Genomic DNA, 22,658 nt, shown 5'->3' on the forward strand with positions numbered 1-22,658 from the left:
ATTGAGCGGTTCCTCTCCCACGCCTGCGAGGTGAGCTGTCGGATTCGGGCTGGAGTTGCCCGGCCGCGCCGCGAAATCCCTGGTCACAGGGTTCGGGCGGGGCTTCACCCCAAGCCGTCCCGGTCGGTGCCGGTCCGGCGTACTACACCTGGTTCCCCCGCTTCTGCCGTGGTCGCTTCTCAGCTGTCCCGTCCCGACCGGCGGCAGAACTAGGCGTTCCGGTGGGAGGGGCCGGTGTGGGGACCGACGCGGAGCACGTTAGGCAGACGTCTTCCGAGATCACAAGCGACTCATCGGAAGAGCAGGTTTACGACCGTTTGAGGTGGGAAAAGCGATGACTCCTTGTCATGCCCGAACAGCCGAAGGTGTCCGAATTCCTACCATCGGTGCTGGATCATTGACCGGTTGTGCACATTCATTGCTCTCTGTGCCGGTGGAGTCATCGAGCGTCAGGCCGATGTGACCTGGGACACAGTCGCTTGCTCATATCCGTAATGTCCGATGTAAGGCATTGGTTATGGCGTGCGTCACGCCGGCAGAGCCCGATCCCCGTAAGTCATAGGCGACTTGGTGGGTTTACATACGAATTGCACCCCACTTCAAGCGCGTGCGCCCCCACGACCCGACACCTACTCCGGGACGCTCCGCATCATGCGCAGCCTGCCGTCCAGCCCGATCGCGGCGGTGACCACCCGGCCGCGCGCGTCGACCGCGATCCCCGGGCCGCGCACCACGGGTCCGGGCAGCACGTCCGCCCCGCAGCGCACCGACCCGCGCTCGGTCCGCAGCGCCACCGCAAGCCCGTCCGGCAGCCCGGACCGCCCCGCCCCGGTGCCCGGCCGGTCCGGCACCGCCGCGACCGGCCCGTACCCCGCCGAGTCCGGCAGCCGGACGGGTGCCGACCAGCCGCCGCCCGGGGCCCGTTCGGCGATCGCCAGCACGCTCCCGGTGCCGGCCTCGTGGTGCAGGACGGTCAGCCGGCCGTCCGCACCGAGCACCGCGGCCGGCGGACCCACCGGCCGGCCGGCCGGCAGCGCCGGTCCCGGCCGCACCTGGCCACCCGGCTGCTCGGCCCAGCGCAGCACCGCATCGTGCCCGGTGCCGAAGACCTGGACGCGCCCGCCCGGCCCGGCGACCGCGGCGAGCCCCTCGACCACCGGCCCGCCGCCCAGCGCGGTCCACCTGCCCCAACCGCCGCCCGGGCCCTGCCCGTTCGCGGTCCGCACCCGGGTGGACACCCCCTTGCCGTGGTCGCGGACGAACACGTGCAGGCGGCCGTCGCCCCCGACCACCGCCGCCGGAGTCCCCAGACCGCGCACCGCATCGCGCCCGGACGCCGCCGGGTTGCCCAGCGAAGTCCACGGCCCCAGCGGCCCGCCCGGCCGTTCCTCCGTCGCGGTGACCAGGTCACGCCGCTGCCCCGCGGGCCCCGGACCCGGCGAGATGCGCAGCGCGAAGAGATGTCCTCGGCCGTCCGGGGTGCGGACCGCGGCCAATGCTCCGGCCAGCGGCCCGCCGCCCGGCCCGGGGAACACCTCGGGGCCGGTCCACATGCCGCTGCCCGGCGCGGTCTCCAGCCAGCGCCCGACGCCCTGGTCGAGCACCGCCCACGCCGCCAGCCGCCCGTCCGGGCCGCGGGACAGCCACGGGCCGGACGAGTCCGGGTGCCGGTACGTCGTGCTGCGCGGCCACGGCCCGTCCATGCCCCGGTCGCCGACCTTCCGGTCGCCGCACCCGGCCCGCTCCCCGCAGAACCGGCCGCGGCCGGGCCCGCCCCAGCCGTACACGTCCAGCGGAGCCCGCTTCGCCGCCAGCGCCTCCGGCCCGAGGTTCGCCGGCCAGCGCTCGTTGTAGTAGCCGCGGTACGCGGTCACCGTCGCGTGCCGCCCGTCCCCCGGCCCCGGATAGCCGCGCAGCGCCTCCCAGGAGAACAGCGCCGCGGCCGTGTGGTCCTGGTGGTCGGAGCGGTCGCCGTGGTCGCTGTGCCGCGGGTGGTCCGCGTCGTGCACCTGTTTGTCGGGGTCCGGGTCGAGGGTGCGCACCGCAGTGGGCCGGAAGGTATGCAGCAGCTCGGTCAGCGAAGCGATCAGCGACGAGCGCGTATAGGTGTAGGGGCCGCCGGCCCGGCTGTCCGTCGGGACCAGCGTGCCGAGGCGCTCGGTCTTGCCGTCCCACAGCGTGCGCAGCCGCCCCTTGCGGCCCGCGGCCTTCTTCTCCTTGCGGGTGTTCAGGAAGACGAGCCGCACCCGCGGCACCGCGGCGAGCGAGTCCACCTCGGCGACCGCACCGCCGGGCAGCCGCACGCTCTGCCGGATCCACGGCGATGCCCGGTCGCCGGTGGCCATATGCGCATAGGCGGCCCGCGCGCCGTTGTTGCGGGCCGCCGTATAGGCGTCGAAGTCCCGGCGCGAGCCCGGCCCGTTGCGGCCGTCGGCCTCGCCGGCCGCCAGGTAGACCGAGACCGACCCGGCGCCGGCCTCGATGGCCTGGCCGACGTCCGGGTTCATGAAGAAGAGGTCGTCGTCCTGGTGCGCGACGATCTGCATCACGGTGCCCGCCGCGGGCGCCGGGGCCGCGGCGAGCTCGGACAGCAGGACGACGTTCCGCGGTGCGCGGACCGGGTCCAGGTAAGGCCCGACCAGCAGCACCACCGAGGCCGCGGCCAGCAGCGCGACGACCAGGGTCGCGGTCAGGAAGCGGCGGGTCCCCGGCGGTGCGTTCACGCGGCGGTGCGGTCCCTCGTCACCGGGGCGCGGGGCGCAGCTCGGGCGGGTTGCTGCCGTTCTGGACGTGCCGGCGGGCCGGGATCGACTCTTCGGCGCTGTCCGGGAGGCCCTTCACGTCCGGCTTGTACACCAGCTGGACCTTGGAGCCGGGGGTGCGCTCCACCGCGGCGGCCAGCTGCCGGTAGATGCTCGGCGAGAAGGTGACGATCCGGAACTCTTCCTTGTTCTGCTCGATCAGGTGGACGAGGTTCCCGGTCCAGTCCCAGGTGATCGCATCCATCTCGCCCCAGGTCAGTTCCTTGCCCTCGAACTTGCCGGGCTGCGACTTCACGATGTCGGAGGCGAGCGTGTAGAGCCAGGCCAGGTCGTGGTTCTGGACCGCGTACTGCATGCTCAGCAGGCCGTTGGACCAGCCGGAGCGGGACACCGCGACCAGCGTGCGCTTGCCGTCGTCCATCGTGCCGGTGGCGTAGAGCGGCGGGATCCACTGGGTGATCTTCGTCTGGAACTTGCCCCAGGCGTACATGCGCGCCCACGAGGTGTCCGGACCGGGCCGGCCGGACGCGTAGGTCGGGCCGCCCCAGATCATGCCGCCGGCCAGGATGAGCGCGAGGAACGCGGCCGCGCCGTTCATTGCCACGGTGCGCAGGCGCCCGCGCCAGCTGGACGCGCGCACCTTCGAGGCCGCCCCGGAGAGGTCGCTGCGCAGGATGAGGCCGATCACGCCGGTCCCCATCAGCACGATGACCACCCAGCCGTGGATGGCCTTCTCGAAGTAGTAGGAGGTGCGGCCGATCGCGTGCCACTGGTACGCGGCCAGTGCGGCGAGGACCATCGTCGCGGCGCCGAGCTGCCCGGCCATCACGACCATCGAGGTGGCCCGGCGCGTGCAGCGGCGCATCACGTACGCGACGGCGATGGCGGCCACGATCCCGATGAGCACGGTCCGCGGGTAGCGGCGGTTGAAGCCGTCGAGGGCGAACTGGCCGCTCTCGGTGAGCGCGCTGTTGAGCAGGTGCGGCACCACCAGCGGGAACAGCGCCACCGGTGCGCCGAGCACCGCGATCAGCGTGATGCCCTTCCACTTGGGCAGCAGCCGCTTGCGGTAGATCCACATCGACACGACCGCGCCGGCGCCGAGCATCGGCAGGAACAGCTGGTACGTGAAGGCGACGATGATCAGTGCGGACACCACGGCCAGGGTCTGCTCGAGCGGCCGGTTCGGGAACCGGGCGAGCACCGCGACGCCGAAGGCGAGGCCGACCAGGCCGAGCACCTCGGAGTCGAAGCCGTCGAACGCCGGGTGCATCATCATGCCGGTCGCCAGGTACACGCCGACCGAGGTGAGGACCAGCGTGCGCTTCCAGCCGAAGAGCACCGGGCCGGCGATCCAGCGGGCGCCCCAGACCACGAACATCACGAGCAGCGCGTAGCCGAGGAACGTGAGCCACACGTAGCGCTCGTACGCGGCGACACCCCCGCCGCCGTCGGTGTTCGAGCGCATGAAGATGTCGAAGAAGCTGTAGAAGAAGCTCGCGCCGTTCGGGTACTGGTCGGCGAAGAACGGGGCCAGCACCTTCTCGGCACCCGACACGTCGAAGTACGTGTAGCCGCCCACCTGGTGGACCGCGTCGAACATGGAGAAGTGCCGCTGGCGGTCGCCGGTGTGGTTCGTCATGAAGAACTGCAGGCGGCGCGCGGTCGAGGCGCCCAGCAGCGGGTACGCCAGCATGAACCACGCGAGGATGCCGGAGCCCAGCACCACCAGGTCGCTGCCGATCACCCGGCGGGGCAGCTTCGGGCGGCGGTTGGCGAGGTAGCCGATCAGGATCAGCACGGTGAACGAGGTGCCCGCCACCGGGACCGGGTGCAGGCCCCACGGCCACACCGAGAAGAGCAGGCCGCCGGTGAGGATGCCGCCCATCGTGATGCCGAGGGCGACCATCATGCGGTCGAGCAGGGTGCCGCCGACGCGGAGCAGGGACGCGACACCCAGCCATATCAGCGCCAGCAGCAGGATGTCGGCCTTGACCAGGTGGGTGAGGACCGGAAGTACCCACGCCGCGGCGAGGAGCAGGAGGACGCGTACCGGATGGGGGCGCGCGGCGACCGGGGAGCCTTCGGGCCCCGCCGGTACGTCCACCCGGGGGTCAGCAAGCGTCGCCATCCAGCGCAACTCCCTATCAAGGTGCTGTGAGCACATACATCCGATGTCGCCGTCCGCAGCAGCTTTGCGTTGCCGCTAGGCGGGGTCATGAGTCCTGCCGCCGCCGGCGTAATACCTTCGAGCCCCTCACCCGGCAATCGCTCGGCCGATAGCCGACTGCGCGCCCAGGAAACCCTAACAGCGTGTCCAATCCTGCCGTCACGACATCACGCTCCCGGTGTGGCTGCGCGACGAGTTGCGGTGATCGGCCGACTGGCGTCCGGGTGCCGCGGATTCCGAATTCCGCCCGCCGGCTTTGCCCGCGGCGGAGCCGGCGAGGCGCGCGGACTTTGCGTCGGGCACCGAATCGCTCCTGGGGAATTGCGGCATTCGCCGGGCGTTTCGCGGACGTTTGGGCCGGATGTGCGCTCGCGGGCACGGAGCGTTCGGATCCGCACCGGCATCCTGCGGCCCCGCGGCTGCAGCCGAGCAGGCGGCATGACAACCGAGCGTAACACCCGTAGCAGTCATACGATCATGACGACGTGATCCCGGCCACTCGATCATGCGCGGCCGGCGGCCTGCCGGACCTGCCGCGGACGCGCGGGCCGCGGCAGGTCCGCGGGCCGGGCCGGGCGGAGGTGCGGGGGACGGGCGGGCACGGACCGTAGGCAGGCGGCCATTAGCATGTTCGAATGCATCCGACTCGCTCACGCGCAGGGAAGGCGGTCATACCCGCCGCCGGTCTCGGCACCCGATTCCTTCCGGCGACCAAGGCAACGCCCAAGGAAATGCTGCCGGTGGTCGACAAGCCCGCGATCCAGTACGTGGTCGAGGAGGCCGTGGCGGCCGGCCTCGACGACGTCCTCCTGGTCACCGGACGGAACAAGCGAGCTCTGGAAGACCACTTCGACCGGGCCCACGAACTCGAGTGGATGCTCTCGTCGCGCGGCGACGAGCAGCGCCTGGCCCGGGTCCGCGAATCCAGCGAGCTGGCCGCGATGCACTACGTGCGCCAGGGCGACCCGCTGGGGCTCGGGCACGCGGTGCTGTGCGCCCGCGCCCACGTCGGCGACAACCCGTTCGCGGTGCTGCTCGGCGACGACCTCATAGACGAACGCGACCCCCTGCTGCCCCGGATGCTCGACGTCCAGCAGCAGTACGGCGGCAGCGTCGTGGCGCTCATGGAGGTCGACCCCGCCCAGATCCGCCAGTACGGCTGCGCCGCGGTGAAGCCGACCGGCGACGACGACCTCGTGGAGATCGTCGACCTGGTGGAGAAGCCCGACCCCGAGCAGGCGCCCAGCAACCTGGCGGTCATCGGCCGGTACGTGCTGGCCCCGGAGATCTTCGACGTGCTGGCCGAGACCGGCGCCGACGGCCGCGGCGAGATCCAGCTCACCGACGCCCTGCGCAAGCTCGCCCTCGATGCCGAAACCCCGGTGCACGGCGTGCTGTTCGACGGCCGCCGCTACGACACCGGGGACCGCGGGGACTACCTGCGCGCGGTCGTGCGCCTGGCCTGCGAGCGGGAGGACCTCGGCCCGGAGTTCTCGCAGTGGCTGCTGGACTACGCGACCCAGGAGCTGGCACCGCGGATGCCCGCGGGCAACTGAGCCCGGGACAGCGGGATTCGACCAATACGGCGCCGGGGGGGGGCGGGGGGGGGGGCGGGGGGGCCCCGCCCCGGGGGGGGGGGGGGGGGGGGGGGCGGGGCCGTACGGAGTGACTCCGTACGGGCCCGGCGCCGTTTCCGCGGTGATGGGGGAGGTCAGTCGCGCAGCTGCCAGCCCGCCCAGGCGGACTCGATCATGCTCTCGATGCCGTGCCGGGCCTTCCAGTCGAGCTCCGCGGCGATGCGCTCGGCCCGCGCGACGACCTGGGCGGGGTCGCCGGGGCGGCGGTCCACGACGACCGGCGGCAGGTCGGTGCGTCCGGTGATGCGGCCGATGAGGCCGACCACCTCGCGTACCGAAGTGCCTTCGCCGCGGCCGACGTTGAGCGTCAGGGCGGTGTCCGGTGCGGCGGCCAGGCGCTGCGCGGCGGCGACGTGGGCCTCGGCGATGTCCTCGACGTGGATGAAGTCGCGGATGCAGGTGCCGTCCGGGGTCGGGTAGTCGGCGCCGAAGATCGTCGGCGACCGGTCCGCGGCGAGCTTCTCGAACACCATCGGGATCAGGTTGAACGCGCCCGCGTCGGCGAGCTCGGGAGCGGCGGCGCCGGCCACGTTGAAGTAGCGCAGCGAGACGTATCCCATGCCGTGCGCGGCCGCGGTGGCCCGGATGAGCCATTCGCCGGCGAGCTTGCTCTCGCCGTACGGGTTCATCGGCCGGCAGGGGCAGTCCTCGTCGACCAGGTCGACGTCGGGCATGCCGTACACGGCGGCGCTGGAGGAGAACACGAAGCGCCGGACGCCGGCCTCGACTGCGGCGGACAGGAGCGTGCGCAGGCCCCCGACGTTCTCCTCGTAGTAATACAGCGGCCGGGCCACCGATTCGCCGACCTGCTTCTTGCCCGCGACGTGCACGATCCCGTCGATCTCGTGCGCGGCGAACACCTCGGCCAGCACGGCGCTGTCGAGCACCGAGCCGGCCACGAAGGGCACGTGGTCCGGGACCCGCGAGCGCGCACCGGTGGAGAGGTCGTCCAGTACGACGGCCGACTCGCCGGCGGCCAGCATCGCCTGGACAACGTGTGCACCGATGTAACCGGCGCCGCCGGTGACGAGCCACTTCATGCGTCGATCGTATCCCCGGCCGGCTGTGCGGCAGCTCCGCCGACCGGCCGGCCGCGGTCCGCCGCGGGGTCGTCGCGCAGGTAGGCGGCGAGCCCGATGCCGGCCACCGCGATGGAGGCGACCGGTCCGGCGATCTGCGCGGTGACCGCCCAGAACACCGCGTCGCCGGGCAGGAAGAGGAGCGCTGCCATGGCACTTGCGCCGGCCGCCCACGACCAGGTGACCCACCGGTGCCGGTGCGCGGCGACCAGCGCGGGCTGCAGGACCTGCATCGCCATGAGGCCCACCGTGCCGAGCGCCAGCGCCGCCAAGGAGGTTCGGGACAGTTCGGCCTCGGCGCCGAAGAACACCCGGAGGATGTAAGGACCGAGGACCGCCGTCCCCACGACGCCGGCGAGGCCGATGCCGACGATGACCGCGAGGACGGTCCGCACGCGGCGCTGCACGCCCGCCCGGTCGTGCCGCTCGACGCTCTCCACCAGGGACGGCAGCAGCACCGACTGCAGCGGGCTGAACAGGAACAGCGGGATGCGCGCGAGGACGAACGCCTGGGTCACCACCGCGGCCAGCGCGGCCTGTTCGGTGATCCGGCCGTTGACCACGATGGGTGCGACGTTCGCCATCGCCTGCATGAGCAGCGACGCACCCAGCAGCTGCGTCAGCCCGGCGCCGAGCGTCCGCGTGCTCGGCGCTTCCCCCGACCCGGCGGCCGGGGCCGCCGCGCCGGCCTCGGCCGCATCCTGCGGCGCCGGCCGCTTGAGGCACAGGAACCCGCCGGCCATCGCGAACGCCCCGCCGCACGCGAAGACCAGGCCGTAGAGCGTCGCGTCGGCGACCCCCGCGAGGTCCAGCGCCACCAGCGGCAGCAGCCGGGTGGCGCCTTCGAGCACCAGCGTCACCGCGTAGCCGGTGTACTGCCGGCGCCCGGCCAGCACGCCCCGGACCAGGGCGAGCGTGCCGTACGTCGCGATGCACACCATCAGGGCGAGCAGCAGGCCCCAGTTGTCCCGGAGCGGCCCCGACACCAGGAAGGGCGAGGCCGCGCCGACGATCACCGCCGCCGCGGCCATGAGCAGGCCCCCGAGCCCGCACATGCGGCGGATGACGGTGCGCTGCGCGAGTCCCCGCGCCCGCGCCTCGCTCACCGCACGGTTGGTCTCCTGCTCGAGCGGGATGGCGATGCCCGGACCCACCACGTTGGCGAGCAGGTAGAGCATGCCGACCGCGCTCGCGTCGGCGGCGTCGAGCCTGCGTCCGGCGACCGCCAGCAGGTAGTACCCGGCGGCACCGATCAGCACCAGCCCGGCGGCGAGCTGCGTGGAGGAGCCGAACAACCGACGCATTCGCTCGGTCTCACTTCTCGGGAGGGGCCGACGCGGAGCCGACGCGGTGGGTCAGGTGTACCGGGCGGGTCAGGACTCGTGGATGCGCTTGCTCGGTCCGAACGAGTGCCGCGAGAGGTTCTTCAGACCCACCTTGTGCTTGCTCTTCGCCGCACCGGGGATGCGGGTCAGGGCGTGCAGGCGCGAGGAGACGTGGAAGCGCGCGGCACGGGCGGCCCGCTTCCAGCCGAGCGCCTCCATTTCCTCGGAGATGCCCACGAAGTAGTTGCGCTCCTCGATGAAGCGCGTGCCGGCCATGGCCCGCCACGAGGAGTCGCTCGCCGCGTGGCGGCGGTACTGGAAGCACACCGTCTCGTCGACGATCATGTGCTCGCCGCGCATGACCAGGTCGAGCACCAGGGCCAGGTCCTGCACCACGTCGAGGCCGGAGCGGAAGCCGACCTCCTTGACGATGTCGGTGCGCCAGACCAGCGACGGGAAGTACAGCCAGTTGCCGCGCAGCAGGCTGTGCGCCAGGGCCTCGCCGCCCAGCACGCGCCGGCCGTGGACCTTCGGCATGTAGATGCGCTTCTTGGTGGCGTCGACGAGGTTGTTGGAGACCTTGTCGTCGCCGTCGATGACCTCGACACCCGGCTGGATGATGCCGGCCGTGGGGAACGCGGCGTACGCGGCCTTGACCGCGGCGACGTACTGCGGGAGCAGGAGGTCGTCCGCGCCCATCATCACCATGAGGTCGTACTCGGCCATGCCGATGCACTTCTGGTAATTCAGGTTGGCGCCCAGGTTCTTCTCGTTGCGGAAGTACCGGATGCGCTTGTCGTCGAGCGACTCGAACCAGCCCGGGATGCTGTCGTCGGGGTAGCCGTCGTCCACGACCGTCAGACGCCAGTCGGGGTCGGTCTGGGCGATGACGCTGCGGACGGTCGCCTGCATGAGGCCGACGTCGCCGTAGTACGGCAGCATGATGTCGATCGTCGCCATGTCGAGCGGGGCCTTTCTAGAGGGTGGTCGGGAAGGTGCCGGGCCGCATCAGTCCGAGATGGCGGTTCCGTCGGTGAAGTACGGCGCGATCTTGTTGTCGAACGTGCTCAGTGCCGCCCCGATGGCCATGTGCATGTCCAGGTACTGGTAGGTGCCCAGGCGCCCGCCGAACAGGACACCGCGCGTGGCGGTCTCCTTCTTGGCCAGCTCGCGGTACTTGACCAGCATGTCGCGGTCGTCGGGGGTGTTGATCGGGTAGTACGGCTCGTCGTCGGCCTCGGCGAAGCGCGAGTACTCGTGCACGATGACGGTCTTGTCCGCCGGGTAGTCCCGCTCCGGGTGGAAGTGCCGGAACTCGTGGATGCGCGTGTACGGGACGTTCTCGTCCGCGTAGTTCATGACCGACGTGCCCTGGAAGTCGCCGACCGGCAGGACTTCCTGGGTGAAGTCGAGGGTGCGCCAGCCGAGTCGGCCTTCGGCGTAGTCGAAGTAGCGGTCCAGCGGGCCGGTGTAGACGACCGGGATGCCCTCCGGGAGCTGGTCCCGGACGTCGAAGAAGTCGACGTTGAGGTGCACGTCGATGTTGGCGTGGTCCGCCATGCGCTCCAGCCAGGCGGCGTAGCCGTCGACCGGGAGGCCTTCGTACGTGTCGTTGAAGTAGCGGTTGTCGAAGTTGTAGCGCACCGGCAGGCGGGTGATCGTCGCCGCGGGCAGCTGCTTCGGGTCGGTCTGCCACTGCTTCGCGGTGTATCCGCGGAAGAACGCCTCGTAGAGCGGGCGGCCCACGAGGGAGACGGCCTTCTCCTCGAAGTTGGCGGCCTCGTCGCCGGCTATCTCCGCGGCCTGCTCCGCGACGAGCTCGCGGGCCTCGGTCGGGGTCATGTAGCGGCCGAAGAACTCGCAGATGGTGGCCAGGTTCACGGGCATCGGGTAAACCCGGCCCTCGAATATGCTGAACACCCGGTGCTGGTAGGACGTGAACGCGGTGAACTGGTTCACGTAGTCCCAGACCCGCTGGTTCGAGGTGTGGAACAGATGCGCACCGTAGCGGTGCACCTCGATACCGGTCTCGGGTTCGGCCTCGGAGTGCGCGTTGCCGCCCAGGTGATCGCGGCGTTCCAGGATGAGCACGCGCTTGCCCAAGGTGCTGGCGGTGCGTTCCGCGATGGTCAGCCCGAAGAAGCCGGACCCCACCACGATCAAGTCATAGTCGGCGAAGTTCACCGGACGAGGGTATCGCTTTGCCCGCCCGGATGGCCCCGCCTCCGGACGCGCAATGACTTCGCAGAGCGAGTATGCGATCACGCATTGTGGGCAGCGGGAGTTCGGTGCGCCGCGGACTTCTCCGGGCGGCCCCGCCGGAGAGTGCGCGGCATTTGTTGCGGCTGTGATCGGGGGTAAGCAGAGGGAAGTAAGCCCGATTTTGTGAGTTCCCGGGCCATTTGCGCAGTGCGTGCGCCGGTGGCTGCGGGTGCCCGGACGGCGAAGAACTCCTGTGATGGCTGGTTCCAGGTGTTCCGCCGGGTGTTCCGCGACGCTCGCCGGGAACTATCATGGGCCGGTCGGTGAAGCGCAACATCCCGATCAGCACTGCATCGCTGTTGATCGCGGTCGGCCCGTCACGCGGGCCGGGACGCTGCAACAACCCGAATGATCCGTACCCGCGGCCGCCTATTGCCGGCCTTGGGGTCCAGCGGCCCGTCGCGGGCCGATGTCCGAAGCCGGGGCCTGCGGCCCGATCACCTGATACCGAGTATGTGATGAGACTCACTGTTCTGACGGCCGTTACCGGCTTGCTTGTACTGGTGTTCATTTTCGAGCTGCTGAGGCGACGACAACTCCGCGAGAAATACGCGGTGCTGTGGCTGAGCGTCGGGATCGTGATCGTTCCCCTCGGTCTCTTCCCGCGGCTGCTCGACGGCATCGCGTCGAGTGTGGGCGTGGCCTACGGCATCAGCCTCGTCCTGTTCCTCGGCATCGTCTTCCTGCTGCTGGTCTGCATACACCTGAGCTGGGAGGCGTCCCGGCTCGAGGAAGAGACCCGCACGCTGGCGGAGGAAGTCGCCCTCATCAAGACCGAGATGTCGAAGCGGGAACACAGCAATGATTAATGGGAAGCGCGTCCTGGTCATCGTCCCGGCCTGGGAGGAGGCCGAGTCGATAGGCGACACGGTCCGGGAGATCATCGACGTCCTCCCGGAGGTCGACGTCCTGGTGGTCGACGACGGTTCGACCGACCGGACTTCCGACATAGCCCGGGAAGCGGGCGCGACGGTCACGCGGCTGCCGTACAACCTCGGCGTCGGCGGCGCGATGCGCCTGGGCTACCTGTACGCGAAGACCCAGGGCTACGACGTCGCGGTGCAGATCGACGCGGACGGCCAGCACGACCCGCGGTACCTGCCCAAGCTCGTCGATCGGTTGGACGAGTCGGCGCTGGTCATCGGCGCCCGGTTCGCCGGCGAGGGCGACTACACGGTGCGCGGCCCGCGCAAGTGGTCGATGCTGCTGCTGTCGTTCGTGCTCTCGAAGCTGGCGAAGCGCAAGCTGACCGACACCACGTCGGGCTTCCGGGCCTGCAACCGCGACCTCATCGAGCTGTTCGCGTCCTGGTACCCGGTCGAGTACCTCGGCGACACGGTCGAGACGACGGTGCGCGTGATCCGCCTCGGCTACAAGATCGAGCAGGTGCCGGTGGCGATGCGCCCCCGCGCCGGCGGTACGCCGAGCCAGTCCCCGGCCCGCGCGATGATCTACTTGGGCCGCGCGATCATGACGCTTCTGCTCGCCCTCAACCGCCGGTAAGGCCACGCCGCGGTCCCGGTGGGCGGAGCGCCGCCGCCAACCGCCCCACCGGGCACGTCGTGCCGCCAGGAGATCCACTTGCCAGCGCATTTCGAACCGCCGTACGGCCAGGGGGATTCGGGCGGACGCCCCGGCAGCACCGGCGATGCGGCGTTCCGCCCGGCCCGCCGGACCGTGCTCGCCGCACTCGGCGCCGCCCTTCCGCTCTCCGCGGTGCTCGCCGGCTGCGCGGACGACGGGGACGGCGCGCAGCCGGATCCGGCGGTGCCGCCCCGGCCGGGCGACCGGGTCCTCAACGTGGTCGCGCACCACGACGACGACCTGCTCTTCCTCAGCCCGAACCTGATCCAGGACCTGCAGTCCGGCGCGCATGTGCGCTCGATGTACTTCGTCGCCTCGGACTACCGCAAGTACCCGCAGTACATGAAGGACCGCGAGGAAGGCGTCCGGCAGGCCTACGCGTTGGCCCTCGGGCGGAAGCCCTCGGAGTGGCGGTTCGAGCCCTACGCGGCGGGCGGCGTGCAGGCCACGCTGTGGAAGCTGGGCGACAACGTCTCCATCCTGGAGACCCGGATCCCCGACGGGTTCCGCAAGACGCCGCTGGGCGCCGAGCGCCTGTGGGCGCTGTACGCGGAGAACAAGACCATCGCCACGCGGCCCGGCGACACGTTCCCCGAGCAGAAGGTGAACCGCGACGCGCTCGTGCGGTACCTGCACGAGGTGGTCGCCGAGTACCGGCCCACGGTGCTCAACACCTTGGACCCGACCGCCGACCTGCAGGGCACGCCGGACGCCCAAGGCGGCTTCCACCAGGACCACATCGCGGTGTCCCGGCTGGTCATATTCGCGTTCGAAGGCCGGCCCGGCGCGCCGCAGATCAACTACTTCCGCGACTACACGATCGACGGCGCTCCGGCAAACCTCGCCAAGGCCCAGGCGAAGCTCAAGGCCAAGTACTTCCACAAGTACACCGAGCACGACTCGGACGCGGCCTCGAACAAGGCCTACGACCCGTGGCTCGAACGGCTGTACCAGGTCGATGCGGCCTGGACCGGCGACCTGGTCATCCCGCTGCCCGCTCGCCTGGACGGCGCGGCGCGGCCGGCACCCGTCATCGGCCAGGCCTACCGGGTGGTGAACCGCGAGACCGGCCTCGAACTGGCGCTGCCCGCAGGCCCGCCAGGGTCCGCGGCGACCGTGGAGGCAGCCTCCGCCGCCGCATCGCACCGCGTCGTCGTGCAAGCGGTGCGGCGCGGCTGGGCGCTTTTCTCCGCGGACGGGCTGTGCCTGGAGATCCCGGCAGGTGCGCGCGAGCCGCTGCGTACTCCCGCCATGGGCACGCCCGACCTGGAGCCGCACCAGTCCGTGCGGCTGCACGGCACCGCCGAGGGCGGCCACGAGCTGGTGTTCGCGCATTCCGGACTGGCCTTGGCAGTCCGCACCGAGGGCGGTACGCCGACCCTGGTCCAGGCCTCCGGGGGCGCCGCGCGGCGGTGGGATTTCCGCCCGCTAGCGTGAGTGCCAGGTCCGTCCGAGCCCGTCGAGTGGATTGAACAGGTTAGCCGGTGACTGTCTTGAAGGAACTGCCGGACGCGCGCGTCCAGGCCCCGGCCGGCACCGGGCCGGGACGCCGCGCGCACTGGGTGCGGGTCCTCGTGGTCCTGCTGCTGTGCTGGCTGGTCCCGGTCGCGGCGTACGCGCTGAAGGCCGCGGTGATCCTGCCGGTCCTCATGCTCGTCGCGACCGCGTCGCTGCTGCGCGGCGGCCGCACGATGCTGGACCGCCTGGTGTTCGCGGGCGTCCTGCTGGTCGCGGCGACCTGCCTGTTCACCCTGGCCGCCTCGGTATGGCCGTGGGGGCTGCATCCCGTGGCACTGGCCGGGACCGGGTTCACGATCCTGCTCGGCATCGCGCTGGCGACCGGGCGGCGCCCGGAATCCGCCCGCGCCGGCGGCCTGCCCGACCTGATGACGCTGGCCGTCTGGGCCGGCTTCAGCGTGCTCCTGGCGATCCCGTTCCTGACCCGGGACGCGGTCGGCCGGCTGTCCCTGGTGGTGGCCGGCGAGGACCTGACCCGGCACTACTTCATCATCGACGGCATCCGCGAAGTAGGCGGCTACACCTTCCAGAACAAGGCCGACCTGGCGGTGACGGTCAAGGAGAACTTCCTGGCCTACCCGCAGGGCAGCCACATGGTGTCCGCGGTGCTGGAGAACTTCGTGTGGTCGTCGACCGGCCGCGTCGGCACCGGGGCCTCGGTCGACCTGTACATCTTCTTCTACGCGGCGTCGCTGGCGCTGCTGTGCCTCGCCGTGGTGTGGGGGATCCGCTGGGTCGCCGGCCCGTCCGCGTCCGTCTGGCGGTTCCTGCCGGTCGCCGTCGCGGCGGCCGCCTACTTGTTCTTCGGCGACGCCACCGCGATGTTCCTGCGCGGGTTCTTCAGCGAGTTCGCCGGACTGGGCCTGCTGGCGGTGTTCGCCGCCCTCACCATGCGCCCGGTGCAGCGCAGCCGCGAGCAATTGCTGCTGCTCGCCGCACTGTTGGTGTCCATCGCGTTCACCTACTACCTGTTCCTGCCCGCGGCCGGGCTCATGACGCTGTACTGGCTGGCCGCGAACCGCACGCGCGTGCTCGAAATCCGGTGGTGGGCCGCCGTGACCGCGGTGGCGACCGCCGTTCTGGTGGCGCTGCCGATCGTCGTCAACCTGAGCGAGAGCAAGGCCGAAGAGCTCAACGCCATGGGCGGCATCAGCCCGGTCAACCGCCACCTGCTCTACCTGCTGCTGTTCGTGGTGGGCATCGGGTTCGCGGCCCGCCGCACATGGCGGCATCCGGTCCGGCGCACGGCCGGTATCTGGCTCGTGCTGACCGCGGGTGCGGGAGCGGGGCTGTACCTGTATCAGTCGTTCGTCCTGGACGAGACCAGCTACTACTTCGAGAAGGTCCTGCACCAGCTGATCATCGTGGCGCTGGTGGCACTCGGCACGACCCGCATCGTGGTGCCGGCGTGGGGGCGCCGCGGCCGGACCGGCATCGCGGCGGTCGCGACCGGGCCGTGGACCGCACTGGCGCTCGTCCCGTGCATCGGCGTCGCGTTCCTGCTGACCGCGGGCCCGGACCGGCCGGTGTGGCGCAAGCCGCCAGGCACCATGAGCTGGGGCGAGGCCTACGAGCGGGGCAAGATGGCCCATCCCGGGCCGGCCGAGGCGGTGGCCGCCGTCCTGGACGCCCTGCCCGCCAAGCCCTCCCCGGAAGACCGCGCGAACGTGGTCCAGCTGAGCGGCGAGGACTGGCAGCGCAACTACTTCGGCAACCAGTGGACCGGCGCCCTGTCGCGGACGTACGGCAAGTCCTGGCCGTCATGGCCGACCCGCGGCGCGCAGGACACCCCGGAGCAACTGCGGGCGCGTATCGCCGACCAGGGCGGCAAGCCGCTGCGCTACTTCACCGACGACCCGGTGACGCTCCGGACCCTGCAGGAGATCCGCCGGGATTCCCCCGGGGTCGACCTGGAGGTGCTGTTCAGCCCGATCGGCGCCTGCGGCTACGACTTCGCGGTGGTCCCCGCCCCGGCTCCCGGGGCGCCGATCGCCCCCGCCCCCGAGGCGACGGCCGACCAGCGCTGCGCGTGACCGGAGTCCGGCGGGCCGCAGCGGCCTGCCGGACACCCGGGCGTCAGCGGTGGACCAGGTCGAAGACCTTCTCCCAGCGCGCCACGACCGCCTCGGGCGAGAAGCGCCCGACGTCCGCGCGGGCCCGTGCGCCGAGTTCGGCGCGCCGGTCCGCATCGGACAGCAGCGCGTCCAAGTGGTCGGCGAACTGCCGGGTGTTGCCGGTGACCGCGAGCAGGCCGTCCACGCCGTCCCGGACGATTTCGCGGACCCCGGGGGCGCAGTCGAAGGCCACCGACGGCAGCCCGCAGGCCATCGCCTCCAGGAGGGACAGCGGGAACCCTTCGGCGCGGGAGGCGAGCGCGAACACCGAGCCGGCCTTCAGCGCGCCCTCGACGTCGGAGGTCTGGCCGGCGAAGTCGACGCTCGCCGCGATGCCGAGGTCCGCGGCCTGCTTGCGCAGGTTCGCCTCCTCGCCGCCGGTGCCGTGGATGCGCAGCGTCCAGTCCGGGTGCCGGCCGCAGATCCGGGCCCAGGAGTCCAGCAGCAGGTCGTAGCCCTTTTCGTAGGACAGCCGGCCCAGGCTGACCACCGTCTTCGCACTGCCGTCGGCCGGCTCGGCGGGCTCCAGCGGCATCGGGTTGGGCATGTAGCCGACGTTGGTGAGGCCGTCCACGGCCCAGGCGTCGGCGTCCTCGTGGGTGAGCAGCAGCAGGCGGTCCGCGTTCGCGAAGAAGCGCTTGACCCGGGCGTAGCGGCCGGAGGCGCGGGTGGCCTCGTACGACTCGTGCGACATCGCCACGACCGGCAGCCCCGCGGTGTCCGCGAGCGCCACCCATTCCATCGCCCAGACCTGCGCGACCACGATCACCGAGTCCGCGGGTGCGGCGCGGAAGACCCGGGTGAGCTCGTCCGCGGCGGCCCGCATGCCCGCGTCGCGCTTCATCTGCCGGGCCCGGGCCTTCAGGTTGGCGTGCTGCCACGGGCGCCGCGCGCGCCAGGCGGGCGGCGGGTGCTCGGTGTACAAGGTGCGGGTGGTGTACGGCAGTTCGGCACCGTAGTCGGCACGTGTCCCGGCCGGGGTGATGCCGATGATCTCGATGCGGTGGCCGGCGGCGGCCAGCAGCCGGGCGATGTGGTCGGCCCAGCGGGTGAGGCCGCCCATCTCGTCGACGCTGTTGCACACGATGTAGACGTTGCGTCCGCCGCTGGTCGTCATCGCCCCTCCTCCGTGGCCGGGCCGGTCGGGAAGAAGCGCTGCACGAGCGCCTTGGCCGCGGTTCCGGTGTCGAATTCGCCGAACCGCCGGACAAAGTCCCGGCGGGCGTCCGCGTAGTCGTCGCGCGCCGCATCGAAGTCCCGCAGCGCGGCGAACAGTTCGTCCTCGTCGCGGGTGAACGGCCCGGGGGCCGCTTCGCGCAGGTCGAAGTAGGTGCCGCGCTCGTGCTGCGTGTACGCCTCGTAGTCGTAGGCGTAGAAGAACATCGGGCGGTCCAGCAGCGCGTAGTCGAACATCACCGACGAATAGTCCGTGACGAGCGCATCGGCGGTCAGCAGCAGCGGCGTGATGTCGTGCACCCCCGACACGTTCCGTACGAAGTCCCGGGCACCGGGCGGGACCGAGAACTGGTCCAGGTAGTGCGTGCGCACCAGCAGGATCCAGTCGCGGCCGAATTCGCGGCCGAAGCGCTCCAGGTCGAACGGCATCTCGAACTCGACGGCGCCGTTGTCGTCCTGCCGGAAGGTGGGGGCGTACAGCAGGACGCGGCGGTCGTCGTCGAGGCGCAGCTTCGTGCGCAGTTCGCGCAGTTCGGCGGCCAGGCCGGCGCCCCGGTCGACCAGGGCGTCGTTGCGCGGATAGCCGATCGGGAGCACCTCGGCGCGCAGGCCGAAGGCCCGCACCAGGGTGTCCGCATCGTGCTGCGAGCGGGTGACGAAGTAGTCGAAGCGGTCGAGCATACGGCGGGTCGCGGCGCGCTGGGCCTGCGTGCGGCGCTTCTCGGCGGGCACGTCGTCGCCCATGTTCTTCAGCGCCGAACCGTGCCAGGTCTGGATGTACGTGGTCTCGGGGCGCTTGAGGATGTCCCGCGGGAAGCCCTGGTTGTCGATCCAGAACTCGGCCTGCGCCAGCGCCCGGTAGTACTCCAGCGAGCCGCGGCGGACCAGCTTGGCGTCCTTGGGGAAGCCGGTCGGCTTGCCGCTGTAGGACCAGATCCCCTCGAACGGCACGCCGGCGCGGCGCATTTCCTCGTAGATGTACTTGGGGCTGTCGCTGTACTGCTTGCCCATATGGCTCTCGAAGACCACGGTCCCCTTGCGGATCGGGAGCTTCATGAAGAGCTTGGCGTACGCCTTGGCCTTGGTCTTCGGGCCGGTCAGCTTGCGGCCCAGGCTGCGGGCGGCCACCGCGCGGCGCAGCGTGGTCTCGCCGCTCGGCGAGTTGACGAAGCGGTGCACGAACTCGTGCGAGCGGCGCGCCGCGGCGGACTCCTGGTCGAGCCAGAACTCCAGTTCGCCGCGCTTGCCGCCGACCGCCTGGAAGCGGTCCGCGGAGATCGGGCCGGTGATCGGCAGCACCGGCACGCGCACGCCGTCGAGCGGGACGTCGCCGATGGTCAGGCCGCTGACCGTGGCGGTGCCGTCGACCTTGAGCCGGAAGCGGACGTCCCACACCTTGTCGAGCACGCCCACCGGGTGCACGCGGCGGCCCAGTTCCGCGGCCGCTTCCCACTCGACGGTTCCGCCCGCGTGCCGCAGGGTGACCGGGACCTCGATGCCGCGGCCGCGCAGCATGCCGCGCCGCGGGTGGATCTGCAGCACCGCGGTGAGCTCGGCGTCGGCGGGGATCCGGCCGAGGACGTTGGCGACGCTGCCGGAGAACCGGATCTCGTCGCCTTCGACGGTGAGCCGGGTGAGCCGGTTGCCGAGCGAAAGCTCCTGCAACGGCATGGTGTGGAAGCCGAGTTCGGTGACGTCGAGCAGCTCGCGGTGCCACGCGCTGTCCAGGTACCGGTCGCACCAGTAGACGCGGCCGTCCTCGACGTGCAGCGGCACGGTGGCCTTGCCGGGGTTCATCAGGCTGTCCGCGGCCGGCAGCAGGTCGTCCCAGTCGCGGCGCGCGGTGAGCAGGGCGCAGACGCCGTGCATGGTGCCGACGTTCTGGTACGCCTCGGGTTCGATCTGGTCGAGGTAGTCGGCGACCGCGTCGGCGAACTGCCCGCGGTACTCCTCGTCGCGGTGCGGCAGGTCGCGCACGTGCAGGACGAGGTCGTGCTTCAGGAACTTGGTGTCCTTGCGGACCTTCAGCTCGTGCCCGGCCTGCTCGCCCTGCCGGGCGAAGAGGGCGTCGATGCGGCGGTGGATCTCCAGCCGGTCGAGCAGGTTCTTGATCTCGTGCCGGCGGTTGGTCACCGAGGGCCGATCGGTCCGCTCGACGACGTTCCAGTAGTAGATGATGTTCGGGATGATCGCGATGCGCTCCGCGGCCAGCCAGGCCTCCGCCGCGAACAGCAGGTCCTCGTAGACGACGCCGGTCGGGTAGCGCAGTTCCTTGCCGAGCAGGAAGTCGCGGCGGTAGCACTTGTTGGTCGACAGCGTGTCCCAGACGACCAGGTCGGGCTCGTCCAGTACGGAGTCCATGACCCGCGAGGTCTCGTAGAGCCACGGATGCCACTGGGTGACCTTGTTGCGCTTGTCCTGGTGCACGCGCACCACGCGGGCCGAGACGAGGTCGGCGCCGGTCTCCTCGGCGGCCGCCAGCATGCTCAGGCAGGCGTGCCGGTCCAGGGTGTCGTCGCTGTCCAGGAACATCAGGTAGCGGCCGCGGGCCGCCTCGATGCCGGCGTTCCGGGGGCCGCCGCCGCTGCCGCTGTTCTCGGGGAGCTGTATCGCGCGTATCTTGCCCGGGTGTTCCGCGGCGAGTGCCTGGGCCACGGCGTACGAGTCGTCCGGGCTGTGGTCGTCGACGACCAGGATCTCCAGGTTGTCCAGCGTCTGGGCGAGCACGGACCGGACGGCGATCGGCAGCCGCTCGGCGTCGTCGTACACCACGACGACGACGGTGACGTCCGGGATCCGGTTCGCTGACACGCGACTACCTCCTGCGAAGTGCACCAAGATGTAGCCGTTCGACGGCGGCGCGGCCAGGTGCCGAGGGTATAGCGACGAGAAGCCGGACCTGGCTTGCGGGCAGTGCTCACGGGCAGTGCTCACCCTGGGACCGGAAGGCCACATCCTAGCGCAACGCCCTTCGGCGCCGGGGGTCGGCCGAACCCGGAAATCCTTGTGCGGCACACTGCGTGACCAGCGGAATCGGCTAGTCTTTCCTGTCCCCGGCCGACCGGTTCCCCTGGTCCCGGCGAGGCGACCGCGTTGCTGCCGTATGCCCCGTTCGCACGCCGTCCTGAGGTCGGCGGCTCCCGATGGAGTGGTGACGTTTGACCATGTCGTTGGTCCTCGGCAGGGCCGAGGCCTCCGGAGCCGACCTCGGCGTCCGGCTGACCGGGTCGGGGGCCCCGGAGGCCGTGCACGTGCCGACGTCCGCGCAGCTCGCGCAGGCATTGGCGGCGGCCGACGGCACGGTGCTGCTGGTCGACCCGCACTACGTGGGCCACAGCCATCCGCTGCGCATGGCGATACGCGACTCGCGCTTCGCCGCCCGCCGCGTGCCCGGTGCGCTCGCCGTACAAGAGGAAGCGCTCGACGCGCTGCGGGCGCTGGTCGCCGCAGCGCCCGAAGGGCCGCTGCCCACGCCGGACGAACTGGCCGCGGGGCTGTCCGCGGCCGGCACCGAGGTGCGCGACCTGCCGCTGGGCGACCTGGTCGCCGCGGTGCCGCGTACTCCCGGCGAGCACCGCGCCGCGGCCGAGCAGGCCGCCGCGGTCGACGAGGAGGCCGTGCGGCTCGCCGCCGCGGTCAAGGCGCGGGACGGGTTCTTCACCACGTTCTTCGTGAGCACCTGGTCGCGCTACGTGGCCCGGTGGTGCGCGCGGCGCGGGCTGACGCCCAATCAGGTCACCGTCGCGTCGCTCCTGGTGGCGCTGGCCGGTGCGGCCGGTGCGGCGACCGGCACCCGGGCCGGATACATCGGCGCCGCACTCGCGCTGTACTTCTCCTTCGTCCTGGACTGCACCGACGGCCAGTTGGCCCGCTACGCGGTGGACTACTCGCGGATCGGCTCGTGGCTGGACGCCACGTTCGACCGGGTCAAGGAGTACGCGGTCTACGCGGGCCTGGCCCTCGGCTCCGCGCGCGACGGCGACGACGTGTGGCTGCTGGCCGCCGCCGCGATGGCCCTGCAGACCACCCGGCACATCGTCGACTTCGCCTTCAACGAGACGCGCGCCGGCGGCGGTGGCGGTGGCGGCGGGGAGGGCGACGAGGGCGATACGGGCGCGGGCGCCAAGCTGTCCGGGAAGCTGGACCACGTCGGCTGGACGGTCTGGGCCCGGCGCATGATCATCCTGCCGATCGGCGAACGCTGGGCGCTCATCGCGGTGCTCACCGCCGCGACCACGCCGCGCGTGGTCTTCGTGGCCCTGCTGATCGGCTGCACGTTCGCGGCCTGCTACACGACCGCGGGCCGCGTGCTGCGCACCCTGCCGCGCCGCCGCCCGCAGGATCCGAAGGTCGGCGCGGTGCTGTTCGCGCTGTCCGACAGCGGCCCGGTGTCCGCGGTCGCCGCCCGTGTCATGCGGCTGCCCGGCATCGGCGGTGCGGTGTGGCTGGTCCCGCTCGCGCTCGCCGCCGCGCTGCTCGGCTTCGCGGCGGGCGAGGACGCCGGCGCCTGGCTGCTCGCCCCCGCCGCGGCGTACGCGCTGTTCGCCGGCGCGGTGGTGGCCCGGCCGCTGACCGGCCGCCTCGACTGGCTGGTTCCGCCCGTTTTGCGGGCCGCCGAGTACGGCGCTGTGATCGCCGTCACGGCCCGGACGGAACCCGAAGCACTGCCGACGGCTTTCGGGTTGCTGGCGGTGATCGCCTACCATCACTACGACACCGTCTACCGGCTGCGCGGCGGTCACGAACCGCCGCCGCGTGCTCTGGTATGGGCGGTCGGCGGCCACGAAGGCCGGGTCCTGCTGCTGGCCGCCCTGGCCGCCGCCGGGCCGCGGGTACTGCACACGGGCATGGCCGCTTTCGCGGTCGCGGGGGCCGTGGTGGTCGTCGCCGAGAGCACCGCTTTCTGGGTGCGCGGCGCACGTCCGGACCTGGACGAGGCCGACGGGGGAGGCCGGACGGCCGCGTCCGCACCGAAGAGCCGGGTTCCGGCGTCCTAGGCGGATAGCGGAACCAGGTAGAAACGAGGCGGCC

General features: G+C 71.5%; 14 protein-coding genes and 1 riboswitch. Of the genes, 6 read left to right on the forward strand and 8 right to left on the reverse strand.

The window, feature by feature from the left end; translation table 11 throughout:
* Positions 1-7: 7 nt before the first annotated feature.
* Positions 8-185: riboswitch (cyclic di-AMP (ydaO/yuaA leader) on the reverse strand.
* Between the two features lie 444 nt (positions 186-629).
* Positions 630-2,723 carry a PIG-L family deacetylase gene (locus tag LZ495_RS06260; protein WP_235050953.1) on the reverse strand — a complete coding sequence of 698 codons (2,094 nt, stop codon included), beginning with the start codon at positions 2,721-2,723 and terminating at the stop codon, positions 630-632.
* A gap of 19 nt (positions 2,724-2,742) precedes the next feature.
* Positions 2,743-4,893 (reverse strand): hypothetical protein, encoded by a 2,151-nt coding sequence (locus tag LZ495_RS06265; RefSeq protein ID WP_235050954.1) that lies wholly within the window; start codon positions 4,891-4,893, stop codon positions 2,743-2,745.
* 674 nt (positions 4,894-5,567) lie between these two features.
* On the opposite strand from LZ495_RS06265, the gene galU reads away from it, so the two are divergent.
* Positions 5,568-6,488, forward strand: a complete 921-nt coding sequence (galU, locus tag LZ495_RS06270) for a UTP--glucose-1-phosphate uridylyltransferase GalU (protein ID WP_235050955.1) — start codon at positions 5,568-5,570, stop codon at positions 6,486-6,488.
* Between the two features lie 155 nt (positions 6,489-6,643).
* Here the strand turns inward: galU and galE are convergent, their stop codons facing one another.
* The 4 genes from galE to glf form a co-directional block, all read right to left on the reverse strand.
* Positions 6,644-7,609: a UDP-glucose 4-epimerase GalE gene (gene galE / locus LZ495_RS06275; protein WP_235050956.1), complete on the reverse strand. Its 966-nt coding sequence runs from the start codon at positions 7,607-7,609 to the stop codon at positions 6,644-6,646.
* Entirely contained in the window at positions 7,606-8,952 is a 1,347-nt protein-coding gene (locus LZ495_RS06280; protein ID WP_235050957.1) for a lipopolysaccharide biosynthesis protein, read from the reverse strand. Before LZ495_RS06280 ends, galE begins: the two co-directional genes overlap by 4 nt.
* Positions 8,953-9,021: 69 nt before the next feature.
* The gene (locus tag LZ495_RS06285; RefSeq protein WP_235050958.1) at positions 9,022-9,933 is read right to left on the reverse strand and encodes a glycosyltransferase family 2 protein; all 912 of its coding nucleotides are present in this window, start codon (positions 9,931-9,933) and stop codon (positions 9,022-9,024) included.
* A 48-nt stretch (positions 9,934-9,981) separates the two neighbouring features.
* Entirely contained in the window at positions 9,982-11,157 is a 1,176-nt protein-coding gene (gene glf / locus LZ495_RS06290) for a UDP-galactopyranose mutase (protein ID WP_235050959.1), read from the reverse strand.
* A gap of 341 nt (positions 11,158-11,498) precedes the next feature.
* On the opposite strand from glf, the gene LZ495_RS44670 reads away from it, so the two are divergent.
* From LZ495_RS44670 to LZ495_RS06310, 4 genes are all read left to right on the forward strand, one after another.
* The gene (locus LZ495_RS44670) at positions 11,499-12,044 is read left to right on the forward strand and encodes a DUF2304 domain-containing protein (RefSeq protein WP_235050960.1); all 546 of its coding nucleotides are present in this window, start codon (positions 11,499-11,501) and stop codon (positions 12,042-12,044) included.
* Positions 12,037-12,738, forward strand: a complete 702-nt coding sequence (locus tag LZ495_RS06300; protein ID WP_235050961.1) for a glycosyltransferase family 2 protein — start codon at positions 12,037-12,039, stop codon at positions 12,736-12,738. Before LZ495_RS44670 ends, LZ495_RS06300 begins: the two co-directional genes overlap by 8 nt.
* 78 nt (positions 12,739-12,816) lie before the next feature.
* Positions 12,817-14,256 carry a PIG-L family deacetylase gene (locus LZ495_RS06305; RefSeq protein ID WP_235050962.1) on the forward strand — a complete coding sequence of 480 codons (1,440 nt, stop codon included), beginning with the start codon at positions 12,817-12,819 and terminating at the stop codon, positions 14,254-14,256.
* A 47-nt stretch (positions 14,257-14,303) separates the two neighbouring features.
* Complete coding sequence (locus LZ495_RS06310) at positions 14,304-16,370, forward strand: phage holin family protein (RefSeq protein WP_235050963.1); 2,067 nt, start codon at positions 14,304-14,306, stop codon at positions 16,368-16,370.
* Between the two features lie 43 nt (positions 16,371-16,413).
* Here LZ495_RS06310 and LZ495_RS06315 read toward each other — a convergent pair whose 3' ends face one another.
* Both LZ495_RS06315 and LZ495_RS06320 read right to left on the reverse strand, forming a co-directional pair.
* Positions 16,414-17,568, reverse strand: a complete 1,155-nt coding sequence (locus LZ495_RS06315) for a glycosyltransferase (RefSeq protein WP_235050964.1) — start codon at positions 17,566-17,568, stop codon at positions 16,414-16,416.
* Positions 17,565-20,438 (reverse strand): bifunctional glycosyltransferase/CDP-glycerol:glycerophosphate glycerophosphotransferase, encoded by a 2,874-nt coding sequence (locus LZ495_RS06320; protein WP_235050965.1) that lies wholly within the window; start codon positions 20,436-20,438, stop codon positions 17,565-17,567. Before LZ495_RS06320 ends, LZ495_RS06315 begins: the two co-directional genes overlap by 4 nt.
* 353 nt (positions 20,439-20,791) lie before the next feature.
* Between LZ495_RS06320 and LZ495_RS06325 the strand changes: the two genes are divergently transcribed.
* Positions 20,792-22,624 (forward strand): DUF5941 domain-containing protein, encoded by a 1,833-nt coding sequence (locus LZ495_RS06325; RefSeq protein WP_235051086.1) that lies wholly within the window; start codon positions 20,792-20,794, stop codon positions 22,622-22,624.
* The last annotated feature ends 34 nt before the right edge of the window (positions 22,625-22,658 follow it).

The organism is Yinghuangia soli (assembly GCF_021502675.1).
GTDB lineage: Bacteria > Actinomycetota > Actinomycetes > Streptomycetales > Streptomycetaceae > Yinghuangia > Yinghuangia soli.

Coding starts and splice junctions, on each gene's coding strand:
- LZ495_RS06325 (WP_235051086.1), top strand. CDS start 20,792: ATGTCGTTGGTCCTCGGCAGGGCCGAGGCCTCCGGAGCCGACCTCGGC.
- galU (WP_235050955.1), top strand. CDS start 5,568: ATGCATCCGACTCGCTCACGCGCAGGGAAGGCGGTCATACCCGCCGCC.
- LZ495_RS06315 (WP_235050964.1), bottom strand. CDS start 17,568: ATGACGACCAGCGGCGGACGCAACGTCTACATCGTGTGCAACAGCGTC.
- galE (WP_235050956.1), bottom strand. CDS start 7,609: ATGAAGTGGCTCGTCACCGGCGGCGCCGGTTACATCGGTGCACACGTT.
- LZ495_RS06280 (WP_235050957.1), bottom strand. CDS start 8,952: ATGCGTCGGTTGTTCGGCTCCTCCACGCAGCTCGCCGCCGGGCTGGTG.
- LZ495_RS06265 (WP_235050954.1), bottom strand. CDS start 4,893: ATGGCGACGCTTGCTGACCCCCGGGTGGACGTACCGGCGGGGCCCGAA.
- LZ495_RS06285 (WP_235050958.1), bottom strand. CDS start 9,933: ATGGCGACGATCGACATCATGCTGCCGTACTACGGCGACGTCGGCCTC.
- LZ495_RS06300 (WP_235050961.1), top strand. CDS start 12,037: ATGATTAATGGGAAGCGCGTCCTGGTCATCGTCCCGGCCTGGGAGGAG.